General features: G+C 67.8%; 10 protein-coding genes. 7 read left to right on the forward strand and 3 right to left on the reverse strand.

Annotated features, from left to right (window positions below):
• Positions 1-1,422 (reverse strand): type VI secretion system Vgr family protein (locus VPH40_RS19270; protein WP_328574250.1); only part of this gene is annotated, 1,422 nt, incomplete at its 3' end.
• Positions 1,419-2,222, reverse strand: a complete 804-nt coding sequence (locus VPH40_RS19275) for a hypothetical protein (protein WP_328574251.1) — start codon at positions 2,220-2,222, stop codon at positions 1,419-1,421. The genes VPH40_RS19270 and VPH40_RS19275, both read right to left, overlap by 4 nt.
• Before the next feature lie 220 nt (positions 2,223-2,442).
• Between VPH40_RS19275 and VPH40_RS19280 the strand changes: the two genes are divergently transcribed.
• The 7 genes from VPH40_RS19280 to tssA are packed head-to-tail and all read left to right on the forward strand — an operon-like array spanning position 2,443 to position 11,733.
• On the forward strand, positions 2,443-3,285 hold the full coding sequence (locus VPH40_RS19280) for a M15 family metallopeptidase (protein ID WP_328574252.1): 843 nt from the start codon (positions 2,443-2,445) through the stop codon (positions 3,283-3,285).
• A gap of 11 nt (positions 3,286-3,296) precedes the next feature.
• Positions 3,297-3,566 (forward strand): PAAR domain-containing protein, encoded by a 270-nt coding sequence (locus VPH40_RS19285; RefSeq protein ID WP_077402302.1) that lies wholly within the window; start codon positions 3,297-3,299, stop codon positions 3,564-3,566.
• Between the two features lie 31 nt (positions 3,567-3,597).
• Positions 3,598-5,034, forward strand: coding sequence for a hypothetical protein (locus tag VPH40_RS19290; RefSeq protein ID WP_328574253.1), 1,437 nt, complete (start codon positions 3,598-3,600; stop codon positions 5,032-5,034).
• 53 nt (positions 5,035-5,087) lie between these two features.
• Positions 5,088-8,852 carry a type VI secretion system membrane subunit TssM gene (gene tssM, locus VPH40_RS19295; protein ID WP_328574254.1) on the forward strand — a complete coding sequence of 1,255 codons (3,765 nt, stop codon included), beginning with the start codon at positions 5,088-5,090 and terminating at the stop codon, positions 8,850-8,852.
• Entirely contained in the window at positions 8,849-9,832 is a 984-nt protein-coding gene (gene tagF, locus VPH40_RS19300; RefSeq protein ID WP_289899073.1) for a type VI secretion system-associated protein TagF, read from the forward strand. Before tssM ends, tagF begins: the two co-directional genes overlap by 4 nt.
• 2 nt (positions 9,833-9,834) lie before the next feature.
• Positions 9,835-10,647: an OmpA family protein gene (locus tag VPH40_RS19305; protein WP_328574255.1), complete on the forward strand. Its 813-nt coding sequence runs from the start codon at positions 9,835-9,837 to the stop codon at positions 10,645-10,647.
• 48 nt (positions 10,648-10,695) lie between these two features.
• Positions 10,696-11,733, forward strand: a complete 1,038-nt coding sequence (tssA, locus tag VPH40_RS19310; protein WP_328574256.1) for a type VI secretion system protein TssA — start codon at positions 10,696-10,698, stop codon at positions 11,731-11,733.
• Between the two features lie 13 nt (positions 11,734-11,746).
• Here tssA and tssH read toward each other — a convergent pair whose 3' ends face one another.
• A complete protein-coding gene (tssH, locus tag VPH40_RS19315; RefSeq protein ID WP_099664660.1) occupies positions 11,747-14,404 on the reverse strand; it encodes a type VI secretion system ATPase TssH in 2,658 nt (885 codons plus the stop codon).
• Positions 14,405-14,450: the final 46 nt, after the last annotated feature.

The following is a 14,450-nucleotide window of genomic DNA, read 5'->3' on the forward strand; positions in this document are numbered from 1 at the left end:
ACGGATGCGCACCCGGCCCAGCTTGTCGCAATGGATCTCGCTGCCGCCGCTGGCGCTGCCGTCGGCGCCGACGACGATGGCGCTCTGGCTGCCGCGGGCCGTCGGTGCCGGATGGTGGCGCGCATCGCCGCCCTCTGGTGCCGGGCGCCATGGCGTATCAGCCGCGATCGCCTCAATATGGTTGGCATAGCCACTCTCGACCGCCTGGGCGATCACTTGCTGGACATGCGCGATATCGCGCGGCGCCAGCGCCTGGCCAGCCAGGCCTTCCTGCAGCAATTCGGGTATGGGGCCGAACAGCTCAGCCAGGCCCTGCCTGGCAGGCGCCGGCAAGTTATTCACGCCCACGCTGTACACGCGCAACACGACCAGCGCCGGCGCGTCGGCGCCGTCCTGCTGCAACGGTCCCTGCGTCAGGGTAAAGCGCGTACCGGCACGCAAGGTGCGCACGGTCGAACGCGCCTGCCAGCGTTCGCCGCGCGCTTCGAGCGCCTGCATCCGCAGCAAGGCATAGCGTTCGGCCTGGGCCGCATTGGCATAGAAATACTGGCCTGGCGTGTCATAGCTTTCCAGCGCGGGCGCGTTTTTCCCGCCCGGCGCCAGCCGCGTCGGCACGCTGGCGCTGACGGCCTTCTTGGCCTTGTAATCGTAGCTGAGCACGGTCGCCACCGCCGTGCGCAAGGCGTGTGCCCGGCTGAGCGCCTGGATGGCGTCGGCCTGCTCCATGGCCCGCGCGCCATGAAAACGGATGCCGCCTTGCGCGCTGCTGGCGTCTTCCTGCACCGCGCTCAAGGCGCTGCTGTCGGCGAACAGTACCAGGCAATGGCCGCCCTCGTGCTCTTCGAAGCGCCAGGCCAGGCCTTCTTCGCCCAGCAGACGCGTGACGAAGGCCAGGTCCGACTCGCGGTACTGGCAGCAATAGCTGCGCGGCTGCGCCTCGGCCATGAACGGCCCCGTGTCGCCGCTCCAGCGCCAGTCGGCTTGCGGCGCATAAGCCTGAAACACGCTGTCGACGATTTCGATGACGCTCTTGTCTTGCCAGACGCGGCTGTTGCGTACCTGGCTCAACAGCCATAGCCACGGCGTCAGGCGCAGCCGGAAACGGGCCAGTCCGCCGTCGCTGCCCAGCATCGCCGCTGCGCTGACATAGCCGCTGAAGACAGCACGGCTGCCGTCGGCCAGGCTGACGTGCAGCGCGGCCCGCTTGCCCAGCAGGGGCGCCAGCGCCACATTCGCCTGCGTGGACAGCACGATGACGTCGCGCACGCCCACGGCCTGCAACTGCTCGTCGGCGACAAACGCTTCCACCAGCCACTGCGCCGTCCCGCCGTCGCCGCCGTCCAGCGACAGCTCATACAATCGCGTCACGCTGCTGAAACCCGCGAGGGAAGCGTTGACCTGAGCGGCGCTGGCAGCGCTCATTTCTCTCCTTTTGCGGCAACTTTCTCCGCCTTGCATTGCGCATTCTCGGCATGGCCCTGGCAGGCGCGCGCGCGGCAAGCCACAGCGGCGTCGCGCTTGAGCGCCGCGCATTGCTGCAACTGGGTCCGCAGATTGGGAACGGTTTTCTTCGGCACCGGCGCGGCCTGCGCGTGGGCCAGCAGGGCCGACAGCAGCGCGATATCGCTGTCTTCCGCGCGACGGGCGGGCGTGGCAGCAGGCCCTTTCGCCGGCGGTTTTTTGGCTGCCGGACGGGGCGCCTTGGCCACCTGTTTCGTGACGGGTTTCGAGGCGGCGGCTGGGGGCGACGGCGTTTCCAGCGCCTTGCTCAGGACATCGCCGGGGTGCGTGGCACCCGCGTTCCGGGCAGCGGCAGTGGCGGCTGTGGCGGCAGCGCCGGCATCGAGCATCTCGCTCAGGCTCTGCTGCGGTGCGGCGGCGCCGGGCGGCGCCTCGTCACGGATGCTGGCGACGACCGGAGGCGCTTCCACGGCGGCGGGCGCGGCGGTGGCGACGGGCGGGGAAGCCGGCGCCGCCGGCGCATCGTCGTCGCCAACCCGTTCGCCGCGCTGCCCCAGCCAGACGCCCGCTGCCAATAACAGCAGCAGCGCGCCCACGCCTCCGCGCAGGGCCAGGGTGCCGCGCCTGACCTTCGCGGACGCGCCGGCGTTGCCACCCTCGAGCGTGCTCAGGATGCGGTTACGGTCGGCCTCCGCCTGCTTCGCCTGCGTCAACAGGCTGGGCCGGGCCGGGAGCCGGGGGCTATCGTCATGAGTTCGCAAAATGTGCGCTCCTGTAATATTTGCAAGACTTTACGCTATTCAACAAAATCATGACGCGTGCCATAAAATCAACAGTGCGCACCCTCCGCACAATTGAAAAAAGCCGCCCTTAATTATCAGTTTTGTAAGATATACTTCCAGGCAATATCCGTCGATTCTCTGTTTTCCCCGATGGACAGCACCGTTCCCCGCAGCCAAACATTTCTTGATTGAGGTTAGCGTGTTCCTACTCGCGGTAGCGCTGTATTTCATCCTGGCATGCCTGATCAGCTGGCTGATCCTGTTCCCGGCCGGGCGCGATTTCGTGCTGCACGCCGTCGATGGCGCGGAGCAGCGCCTCGCCGCCTGCCTGCAGCGCGTGGCCAGGCGCCGGCAGACGGGCATGGCCAGCCTGGGGCAGCGCAGCAGCGCGCTGTGGACCCGCACTGCCGACTTGCTGCGCCGTCATTACCTGCTGTGTCTCGCGGGTGTGGCCGCGCTCAGCCTGCCGACCCTGCTGGCCCTGATGGCCGACAGCAAATCCATGCTGGGCGCCTACGATGTATCGACGCGGGAAATGAATACGCAGGTCGCCAGCCTGCTGCAGGGCGAACAGCTGGTGCCGCCCGTCGACCTGCCGCCGCTCGTGTTTGCCACGGAAGAAGTGCGCCAGGAGCGCCCGCTGCTGGTATCGGCCAGCCGCAACTGGACCTTGCTGAATGTGGAATACGCCCAGCGCTTGCTGCTGGTCTTCAAGATCATGAAGGAAAAGCATGGCTACGAGATGGCGCTGCTGGAAGGCTATCGCAGTCCCGAGCGGCAAGACATGTTGGCTGGCATGGGTCCCAACGTCAGCAACGCGGCCGCCTTTCAAAGCTGGCACCAGTACGGCCTGGCGGCCGACTGCGCCTTCCTGCGCAATGGCAAGCTGGTCATTTCCGAGAAGGACCCGTGGGCCATGCGCGGCTACCAGTTGTATGGCGAAGTGGCCGAATCGGTCGGCATGACCTGGGGCGGACGCTGGAAAATGATGGATTTCGGGCATACCGAACTGCGCCTGCCCGGCGTAATGAAAAAACACTGAGGGGAGCGCGTATGGCGGGTCCGGTAATCAGATTGGGCGACAAGACATCGCATGGCGGCACCGTGCTGGAAGCATCGGCGGTGAGCGACAGCGGCGGCATCGGCATGGCGCGGGTCGGCGACAAGGTCGCCTGTCCCCTGCCCGGCCATGGCGTCTGCCCCATCGTCAGCGGCGACTCCAGCTTCATCGTCGATGGCAAGCCCGTGGCCCGCCACGGCGACAAGACCAGCTGCGGGGCGCTGCTGATCGCCAGCCAGCAAGCCACCATCGACCAGGCATGACGGCCCTGCCCATACGCGGAGGAGCCCGCTGATGCGCCCCTGGTTGCGACGCGCCCTGCTGACCGTGTCCGTCTTTGCGCTGAGCTGGACGGGCGCCATCGCCTATTGGCACGACAGCACGCGCATGCCGACGCCGGGCGAACTGGCCGGCGCCATGCTGGCGCTACCGCTGGCCCTGCTATTGATGCTGTGGCTGGGTAAGAAACTGCTGGCCAGGCTGCTGGCCGGGCCAGCCCTGGCGGCGCCGGGTCTGGCCGCGCCACTCGAGGCCGAGGCGGCGACACCTCCCGCGGCACCGCTGCCGCTGCATATCGTGGCGGCCACCCTGCGCATGCCGGGCGGCGCCACGCCGTCAGAATTGCTGGCCGCCATGCGCTCCCGCCAGGCGCGCCCTGCACTCGACAGCCAGCTGCTCGATGAAGACGGCTATCCCCTGCTGTGCGGCAGGGTGGACGGCATCGACGAAGAAGAGCAGCAGCAAGTGCTGGCCGCCTGGCTGCGCGAGCATCCGCAGGCCGGCCTGGCCAGCGAACCGTTTCCCTTCAATCCGGAAGACGTGCGCGCGCTGGCCCTGGGCGCCGAAGTGCTGGCCGAACTGGTGGACGAAGCCCTGCAGCATGCGCTGTCCGCAGGCGCACGGGCCTCGCCAGCCAGCGCGCCGCCCATGCTGCGGCTGCATCTGCTGATGCCCGCCTCGTGGAGCGCCGCCCAGCGCCAGGCCGGCGACGCCTGGCTGCGCCACTTGGCGCGCGAGCAGGGCTGGCCAGCGCAGACATTGCCGCCGCCCGCCGAAGCCGCCAACCGGCCACCGGCGCCGTTTGCCCTGTTGAACCAGCTTGCCGGCCATGCCGCGCCACCGCAGCCGCCCGGCCTGTCCATCGTGCTGGCCTGCGATTCGCACCTGGGCGAGCTGCGCGTGCATGTCCTGGCGAGCCAGGGCCAGCTGTTCAGCGCCAGCCAGGCGAACGGACAGATTCCCGGCGAAGGCGCGGCCGGCCTGCTGCTGGCCATTCCTGGCGCGACGGCGCCACCGGACGAACCCGCACCTGTCCTGCTGCACCGCGCCGCCACGGGCGAACTGCCGCAAGGCGCCAGCCAGCGCGGCCCGGCCGACAAGAGCATGCTGGCGGACCTGGGCAGGCAGGCGCTGGCGGCAGCCGGCGAGGATGCGGCGGCCGGCATCGCGCTGGTCAGCGCCGATACCGACCAGCGCGCCAACCGCATGCTCGAACTGATGCAGTGCGCCGGTGCCATCTTGCCCCAGCTGGACCTGGGCGAGCAGGTGCTGGGCGTCGGCACCGCATGCGGCCAGTGCGGCGCCGTCACGACGCTGGCCGCACTGGCCATGGCGCGGCAGGCGGCGGCCGACGATGGCGCGCACGTTTTATGTCTCAGCAACCTCGATCCACTGCAGCGCGGCGCCCTCGTCATTGGTCCGCGCGCGAAAAACAGTCACGGCACCACCTGATACAGCGACGTCCCATTCACGCACCTTAACGGTTTGCACACTATAAAACTATGATGCAACGATTCTGGCACTCCCTGACTTCACGCACCAGCCTGCTCATCCTCGGCATAGCGGCCGCCATCCTGCTGCTGTTCGCCTGCGCCGTCATTTTCGACTGGCCGGCCATGCGGCTGCTGCCCTTGCTGGCCGCGGCGGCGCTGCTGGGCGCCATCGTGTGGTGGCTGCGCCGCCGCCGGCGCCGGCGCGAGGGTGCCAGCTTCAACAGCATGCTGGAGCAGCAGGCGGCGGGCGCCGCGCCCAAGGCCGGTCCGGTGCAGCGCGAGGAAACCGAAGCCATCCGCAAGCGCATGCTGGAAGCGATCAATACCATCAAGACATCGCGGCTGGGCCAGCTGTCGGGCGATGCCGCGCTGTATGAATTGCCGTGGTACATGATCATCGGCAACCCCGCCGCCGGCAAGAGCACGGCGATCGCCAATTCCGGCCTGCAGTTTCCTTTTGTCGACAGCAAGATCGTGCAAGGCATGGGCGGTACCCGCAACTGCGACTGGTTTTTCACCACCGACGGCATCCTGCTCGACACGGCCGGGCGCTACGCCATCAACGATGAAGACCGCGCCGAATGGTTCGGCTTTCTCGGCCTGCTGAAAAAGCACCGCAAGCGCGCGCCGATCAACGGCATCATCATCGCCGTCAGCATTGCCGAGCTGACCGGCAGCAAGCCCGAATTCGCCATCGAACTGGCCAAGAACCTGCGCCAGCGCGTGCAGGAACTGACGGAAAAGCTGGAAGTCCATGCGCCCGTGTACGTGGTCTTCACCAAGGCCGACCTGATCACCGGCTTCAGCGAATTTTTCCAGGATGCCGAACGCGCCGAACGCGACAAGGTCTGGGGCGCCACCCTGCCCTACAGCGTCAACAGCTCGAAACAGGATGTGCTGGAACAGTTCGACCAGCGCTTCGATGAGCTGTACGATGGCTTGAAGGACCTCAGCCTGGCCAATATGTCGCTGCTGGGACGCGAGCGCATGCCGCCCGGCGTGTTCACCTTCCCGCTGGAATTCAGTTCCGTGAAGGGACCGCTGCGCGCTTTCATCGCCACCCTGTTCGAAGAAAATCCCTTCCAGTTCAAGCCCGTCTTCCGCGGTTTCTATTTCACCAGCGCGCTGCAAGAAGGCGCCTCCGTCTCCGCCTCGTCGGAACGGGTGGCCCAGCGCTTCGACCTCAAGCCGCAGCAGCAGGAACACAAGACGGTCCAGGCCCAGGATCAGCACGGCTATTTCCTGCTGAACCTGTTTCGCAAGGTGATCTTCGCCGACAGGGAACTGGTGGCGCAATACGCCAGCCCGCGCAAGACACGCTTGCGCTATGCCACGTTTTTCACCGCCATCGCGCTGGCCGGCCTGGCGCTGGGCGGCTGGAGCTGGTCCTACCTGGCCAACCGGCAGCTGGCGGCCAACGTGCAGGCCGACCTGGAGCAAGCCATCAAGGTGCAGGACCAGCGCCTGGACCTGCAGTCGCGCTTCCAGGCCCTGGAAATCATGCAGGACCGCATCGAGCAGCTGGAAGCGTACCGCAGCAAGCGGCCGCTGGCGCTCAGCCTGGGCCTGTACCAGGGGGATTTGCTGGAGCGCAAACTGCGCGAGGAGTATTTTTCCGGCCTCAAGGAAGTCATGCTCGCGCCGGTGGCGCAATCGCTGGAGTCCTTCCTCGCGGAAGTGAACGCGGGCGCCGACCGGCTGCAGCCGCTGACGCCGGCGCCGGCCGGCACGGCGGCCGCTGCCACAGTCGGCACGGCAGCCGTTACGGCGGTCGGTACGACAGGCCAGCCCTTCAAGGATGCCGCGCCGACGAATGTGGAGGATGCCTACAATGCCCTGAAAACCTACTTGATGCTGGGCGACAAGTCGCGCGCCGAGGCCGGCCACCTGAACGACCAGCTGACCCGCTACTGGCGCGGCTGGCTCGACGCCAACCGGGGCAACATGCCGCGCGAACAGATGATCCGCAGCGCCGAACGCCTGATCTCGTTCTATCTGACGCAGATCGACGACCCGTCCTGGCCGCAGATCGAGAACAAGCTGGCCCTGGCCGACCAGTCGCGCGACAGCCTGCGCCGCGTGGTGCGCGGCATGCCGGCGCGCGACCGCGTGTATGCGGACGTGAAGGCGCGCGCCGCCACGCGCTTCCCGTCGATGACGGTGGCGCGCATCGTTGGCGAGCAGGACAAGGAACTGGTGCTGGGCAGCTACGCCATCCCCGGCACCTTCACGCGCGACGCGTGGGAAAAATACATCCAGCAGGCGTTCCAGGAAGCGGCCAACCGCGAATTGCAAAGCGCCGACTGGGTATTGAAAACGGCGTCGAAGGACGACCTGACCCTGGAAGGCAGCCCGGAACAGATCCAGAAGGCGCTGGTGGAACTGTACAAGACCGATTACGCGCGGGAGTGGCAGAAATTCATCCAGGGCGTCAGCATCCGCGAATTGAACGGTTTCGACAATGCGGCGCAGGCGATGAACCGCCTCGGCGATCCGCAAGCCTCGCCCCTCAACAAACTGATCGAGACGGTGTACCAGGAAACCTCGTGGGACAACCCCTCCTTGCTGGGCCAGGGCTTGCAGCGCGCCCAGCGCGGGGCGATGGACTGGTTCCGCGAAACGGTGCTGCGCCAGAAGCCTGCCGCCGCGGCGGCGGGCCAGGCCGGCAGCGCCATGCCGATGGGGCCCGTCGGCCGCGAATTTTCCGGCGTGGCGCGCCTGGTGGTGGCGCGCGACAAGGAAGCCTCGCCCATGCGCGGCTACCTGGCGGCCCTGTCGAAGCTGCGCGTGCGCTTCAACCAGATCAAGAACCAGGGCGACACGGGCCCCGGCGCCAAGCAGCTGATGCAGCAGACGCTCGATGGCAGCGGCTCGGAGCTGGCCGACGCGCTGAAATACGTGGACGAGCAGATGCTGACCGGCATGAGCGACCCGCAAAAGCAGGCCATCCGCCCGCTGCTGGTGCGCCCGCTGATGCAGACCTTCGCCGTCATCGTCAAGCCCACCGAGACGGAGATCAACAAGGTATGGCTGGCGCAGGTGCTCGAACCGTTCCAGAAAACCCTGGCGCCGAAATATCCGTTCGCGCCCGACTCGCGCATCGAGGCGAGCAATGCCGACATCGGCCAGGTATTCGGCCCGGAAGGCGCCATCGCCAAGTTCTTCAACACCACCATCGGCCCGCTGGTCGTGCGGCGCGGCGACGCCATCAGCGCCAGGACCTGGGCCGCGATGGGCATCACCCTGGCGCCGCCGGTGGTGGCCAGCCTGCCCGGCTGGGTCGCCCCGCTCAGCGCCAACGGCGTGGCCACGGCGGCCGGCGCCGCCGAAGCGCAGACGCGCTTCGACCTGCAGGCGCTGAGCGCGCCCGGCGCCACCGAATATACGATCGAGATCGATGGCCAGGCGCTGCGCTGGCGCGGCCAGCCGCAACCCTGGGTGCACATGGTCTGGCCCAATCCGCAGGGCGTGCCCGGCTCGCGCATCAGCGCCATCACACCGGAAGGGCGCACGGTGGTACTGCTGAACGAACCGGGGCATTTCGGCCTGAAGAAGATGATCGACTCGGCCAGGCGCACGCGCAAGGAGGGCGGCGTATTCGAACTGAGCTGGGAGAACGGCGGCGTCACCGTGATGGCCAACCTGAAGATCGTGGCCGCGACCGCGCCGGCCGCCACCTCCGCCGGCAACCAGGGTTTCCGCGGCCTGAAACTGCCGGAATCGGTCGTCATCGGGGCGCCGGAAACGGCCACCGCCATCGCCGGGAACACGCCATGAGCCGCCCTACCGTTACCCAGATCGGCTATTTCGGCAAGATCCCCAGCCGCGGCGACTTCATCAAGCACGGCGACAACCCGGCCCTGCTGAAGATGCTCGATGAGTGGCTCGCCAACGCCATGGAACTGATGACGGCCGATGCGCGCTGGAAGCTGACCTACGACGCGCTGCCGCCGCTGCATTTCGCCTTCATCGGCCCGCGCCGCGGCCGCGCCATCGCCGGGCACATCGCCGCAAGCAGCGATGCCTCGTCGCGCCGCTTTCCCTTCCTGATGATGGGCGCCATGGAAGTGGCGCAGCCAGCCGGCTTCGTGCCGACCAGTCCGCTTGTGCTGTCGCGCCTGTGGAACCGCCTCGATGCCCTGAGCGCCGAAATGTGCGGCGCGGCGGCCGGCGCAGCGCTGCCGGCCGCCGCCGCGGGAGCCAGCATCGAACTGGACTTGCGCGGCAGCGCCTACGATGCGGCATTCGACGATTTCCTCGGCTTGCAGACGGTGGGCGCGCTCGACGCCCTGCTGGCGCCCACGGGTTTTGGCGGTTCCGTGCGCCAGGTGCTGCTGGCCCTGGGCATGCTGCTGCAGCCCGTCATGGCCAGCAGTTCCAGCCGGCTGGAAAAAAGCCTGGAACTGCCGCTGCCGGCCGACCCGCTGTACCGCAATCTGGTGGCGGCCTTCTGGATGCACCTGATCGCCCCGTTCCTGGCGCGCGCCGATTTCGAACTGGCGCTGTTCATCACCCGCATCCGCGGCCGCCATGCGCTGGTGCTGGGCTTTTGCGGCGCCTCGGCGCAGACCCTGCACGCCATCATGGAACCGCAGGCGGCGCTGGAACACCACATCGGTTTCGACGACCTGGCCTGGGTCGAGGAACACGCCAACAGCGACTACGCCATCAAGAAAGCCTCGAGCTACCTCGCGCAGCCCAACCTGTCACTCAAATCGGCGCATGACACGTTTCGTGCCGCCTTCATCGGGACCTGATCATGCGCCACCTCCGCCTTGCCATCCTTCTCAGCCTGGTATTCGCCCCGGCCGGCGCCAGCGCGCAAAGCGCCGCCGTACCGGCGGCCGCTGTCTCGGCGCCCGCCGCCGCCACGCCGCAACCGGGCCAGGTCCTGGCCAGCGGCACGGTGCCGGACGAAGCGGCCAAGGCGGCGGTGCTGGTGCGCCTGCGCGAACTGTATGGCGCCGACAAGGTGGTCGACCAGATCGCCGTCGGCCAGGTCGCGCAGCCGGCCAACTGGAACGCCTATGTGCAAAAGCTGCTGACGGCGGACCTCAAGCAGATCCGCCGCGGCCAGCTGAAGATCGAAGGCAGCGTGGTCAGCGTGCGCGGCGAGGTGGCCAACGAGGCGCAGCGGCAAAAGATCGCCAGCGACTTCGCCACCAGCCTCAATCCCACGTACACCGTCAACAACGGCTTGCGCGTGTCCGCCTCCGACCAGAACATCCTCGACGGCACGCTGGCCAACCGCACCATCGAATTCGAGAGCGGCAAGACCACGCTGACGCCGTCTGGCCGCGCCATCCTCGACGAAATGAGCGCGGCGCTGCTCAAGCTGGCGGGCCGCAAGGTGGACATCATCGGCCACACCGACAACCTGGGCCTGCGCGCCAGCAACCAGAACCTGAGCCAGGCGCGCGCCGAGGCGGTCAAGACCTACCTGGCCGGCAAGGGCATCGACGGCGACCTGCTCAGCGCTTCCGGACAGGGCCCGGACCGTCCCATCGCCAGCAATGACAGCGCCGATGGCCGCGCGCGCAACCGCCGCATCGAATTTCGCATGGTCCAGTAAGACCGCCACGCCTCCCGTAAGCCATCCGCCCCACTGCCGAGAACACACATGATTTCAGCCGACCAGCTCCTGCTTCCCATCAGCGCCGAACAGCCATGCGGCGTCGACCTGTCCTTCTCCACCGACTTCGACGCCATCGGCCAGGCGCGCAAGTTCGACGACCCCACGCTCGACCAGGGCGAGTGGGTCACCGACCTGAAGGAAGCCGACTGGGCCTTCGTACTGCAACGCTGCGCCACCCTGCTGGGCGAAAAGAGCAAGGACTTGCGGCTCGCCGCCTGGCTGGCCGAAGCTTGCGCCAGGCAAGACCATTTGCGCGGCCTGGGCGAAGGCTATCGCCTGCTGGCCGGCCTGCTGCGCCAGTACTGGGACCTGGGCCTGTACCCGCAGCCCGATGGCGACGACCACGAGCAGCGCATCGGCAACCTGAGCTGGATCCTCGCGCGCACGCCGTCCCTCGTGCGCGCGATGGCGCTGACGGACAAGCAATCGGGCGGCTGGTCGACGGTCGACTTCGAGACGGCGCGCAAGCGGGCCGCCAGCAACCAGGACGGCGTCAACGGCACCAAGCTGGTGGACATGGAGGCGGCGCGGCGCGGCACGTCGGCGCAGTTCCGCGCCGCCTTTGCCGCCGACGCCCAGTTCTGCCTGGACGCGCTGGCCGAGCTGGAACAGGCGGCCGACACCCGCCTGGGCAGGGATAGCCCGGGCTTTTCCATGGCGCGCGAGGCCCTGCAGGCGATACAGCTCGCCCTGCCTGCCGCCGCCACGGCCCTTCCTGCCTCCAGCGTCGCCGCCGCGCCGATGCCGGCTGGCGGCCAGGCGGCGGTGGCCGGCGTGCCGGCGCTGCTGCCGGCGGCGCCCGGCGAGCTGCAAAGCCGCGCCCAGGCGCTGGCGCAGCTGCGCCAGGTGGCGCAGTACTTCCGCCAGACGGAACCGCACAGCCCCGTCTCCTACTTCGCCGACAAGGCCGCCAACGCCGGCGAGCAGAACCTGCACGAATGGCTGCGCGGCGTGGTCAAGGACGGCGCCTCGCTGGCCCACATCGAGGAGCTGCTGGGCATCGCGCCCGGCAGCGGACACTGAGCCGGCTTGACGCCTATTTGATCGTGTACCGGAACTGCCCCTGCTTGCCGGCGCTGGCCTTGATGCGGCTGATGCCCTGCCCTTCCGCCATGCGCGCCAGCACGGCTTCGGCGATTTCCGGCAGCAGGCTGCCATTGAGGATATTGTCGACATTGCGCGCGCCCGAATCGACTTCGGTGCAGCGCGCCAGCACCGCCTCGACCAGCGCCTCGTCGTAGAGGAACTCGGCCTGGTGATTGGCGGCGATGCGGGCCGCGATGCGGCCCAGCTTCAGGCCGATGATACGGGCCAGCACATCGTCGCCGAGCGGATAATAGGGAATCACCTTCAGGCGCCCAAGGAACGCGGGCTTGAAAACCTTCAGCAGCTGCGGACGGATGGCCAGCTCCAGCTGCTCCGGCGTCGGCAACTGCTCTTGCGGCAGGTTCAGGCACGCCTGCATCATGGCGGCCGACGCCACGTTCGAGGTCAGGATGATGATGGTGTTCTTGAAATCGATCTCGCGTCCCTCGGCATCGTCCATCACGCCCTTGTCGAAGACCTGGAAGAACAGCTCCATGACATCGGGATGCGCCTTTTCCACCTCGTCGAGCAGCAGCACGCTGTACGGATTGCGGCGCACCGCCTCGGTCAGCACGCCGCCTTCGCCATAACCGACATAGCCGGGCGGCGAACCCTTCAGACCCGAGACGCTGTGAGCTTCCTGGTATTCGCTCATGTTGATGGAAATGAGCTTGCGTTCGCCGCCGTACAGCACGTCGGCCAGCGCCAGCGCCGTTTCCGTCTTGCCGATGCCGGACGGGCCGACGAACAGGAACACGCCCTTCGGCTTGTCCGGGTCGTCCAGGTTGGCGCGCGCCGTGCGCACGCGCTGCGCCACCGCCTCGATCGCGTGGGGCTGGCCCAGCACGCGCTCCTGCAGCAAATCCTTCAGCCGCAGCACCGTCTTGAGTTCATCCTTGACCATCTTGCCCAGCGGGATGCCGGTCCAGCCGGCGACGATTTCCGCCACCACGTGGCCGTCGACCTGCACCGGCACCAGCGGCGTCTCGCCCTGCAGCGACGCCAGCTCGGCCTGCAGCGCCAGCAGCTCGCGCCCCTGGCCCGCGTCGGCCGGCTTGCCCTCCTCGAGCTGCCGGCGGATCGCCCGGATCTGTTCCGACAGCGCCTTTTCGCCATCCCAGCGCGCGGCCAGCTGCGCGTGTTCCTGCGTGGCGGCGCCGCGTTCGGCGTCGAGTTGCTGCAGCCGCGCGCCATGGCGCGCGCCGCCGCTCTCCTCGCGTGCCAGGGCCGAGGCTTCCGCATCGATGCGCTCGCGCCGGCGCGTCACGCTGTCGAGCAGGGCCGGCGTGGCGCTCTGCCCCAGCGCCACCCTGGCGCAGGCTGTATCGAGCACGCTGATGGCCTTGTCCGGCAGCTGGCGGCCCGCGATGTAGCGGTGCGACAGGCGCACGGCTTCGGTGATCGCCTCGTCGAAGATGCGCACCTTGAAATGCTGTTCCATCAGCGGCGCCATGCCGCGCAACATGGCGCACGCCAGCTCTTCGCTCGGTTCCTCGATCTTGACGACCTGGAAGCGGCGCGCCAGCGCGGCATCCTTTTCAAAATATTTTTTGTATTCGCCCCAGGTGGTGGCGGCGATGGTGCGCAGCTCGCCGCGCGCCAGTGCCGGTTTCAGCAGATTAGCCGCATCGTTCTGGCCAGCGCTGCCGCCGGCGCCGATCATCGTGTGCGCCTCGTCGATGAAGAGGATGATGGCGTGCGCGCTCTTGCCCACTTCGGCGATGACGTTTTTCAGGCGGTTCTCGAATTCGCCCTTGACGCTGGCGCCGGCCTGCAGCAGGCCCATGTCCAGCGTGTGGATTTCCACGCCCTGCAGGATGTCGGGCACGTCGCCCTGCACGATGCGCAGCGCCAGGCCCTCCACCACGGCCGTCTTGCCGACCCCGGCCTCGCCCGTCAGGATGGGGTTGTTCTGGCGGCGCCGCATCAGGATATCGATCGCCTGGCGGATTTCCATGTCGCGCCCGATCACGGGATCGACCTTGCCGGCGCGCGCGCGCGCCGTCAGGTTGACGGTGAACTGGTCCAGCGCCGGCGTTTTCGACGCCGCCGCGCCGGCCAATTCCCCCACGGGATCGCCGCCGGCGTCGCCCGCCTCTTCCTGCCCTGCAGCCGCCTCGCCGGCTTCCTGCGAACCCTCGGTCAGCTTGTCGAGTCCGTGCTTGATCTCGTCGAGCTTGAATTCGTGGAACAGCGCCGAGCCCCGGTAGGCCAGTTGCGCCAGTTCCGGCTCGGTCAGCAGCGCCTGCAGCAGGTGACCGCTGCGGATGCTCACCTGCCGCCCGGCCCGCAAATCGAGCGAAGCGATCAGCCAGGCATGCTCGAACAGTTTCGGCAGGCGCACGGAAAACACGGGCGTGCGCGCGTTACCCGTCTGCAGGCGCGCCACTTCGGCACGCAAATCCGCTTCCAGCATGCTCACGCTGACGCCGCTCCTGCGGGCAATCAGCACGAAATCGCTGCGCGGCTGCTCCAGCAAGGCGAGAAAGACATGCTCCAGGTCGACTTCATACTGCCCCAGCCCGACGCACAGACTGGCCGCGCGCGTGGCGGCCGTGCGGCAGGTGTCGTTCAACTTGCTGATCAGGGTTTTCAGGTTGATGCTCATGGGGCGGCGGTCCTTGTCGGGTGATGGTTGGCGAAATCGGTGGCGT

Origin of the sequence: Janthinobacterium sp. P210005, assembly GCF_036231865.1 — a bacterium.
Taxonomy (GTDB): domain Bacteria; phylum Pseudomonadota; class Gammaproteobacteria; order Burkholderiales; family Burkholderiaceae_D; genus Janthinobacterium; species Janthinobacterium kumbetense.

Bases quoted from the DNA above. Each gene is read 5' to 3' on its own strand.
- tssH (WP_099664660.1), bottom strand. From the start codon at position 14,404: ATGAGCATCAACCTGAAAACCCTGATCAGCAAGTTGAACGACACCTGC.
- tssM (WP_328574254.1), top strand. From the start codon at position 5,088: ATGCAACGATTCTGGCACTCCCTGACTTCACGCACCAGCCTGCTCATC.
- VPH40_RS19285 (WP_077402302.1), top strand. From the start codon at position 3,297: ATGGCGGGTCCGGTAATCAGATTGGGCGACAAGACATCGCATGGCGGC.
- VPH40_RS19305 (WP_328574255.1), top strand. From the start codon at position 9,835: ATGCGCCACCTCCGCCTTGCCATCCTTCTCAGCCTGGTATTCGCCCCG.
- tagF (WP_289899073.1), top strand. From the start codon at position 8,849: ATGAGCCGCCCTACCGTTACCCAGATCGGCTATTTCGGCAAGATCCCC.
- VPH40_RS19290 (WP_328574253.1), top strand. From the start codon at position 3,598: ATGCGCCCCTGGTTGCGACGCGCCCTGCTGACCGTGTCCGTCTTTGCG.
- tssA (WP_328574256.1), top strand. From the start codon at position 10,696: ATGATTTCAGCCGACCAGCTCCTGCTTCCCATCAGCGCCGAACAGCCA.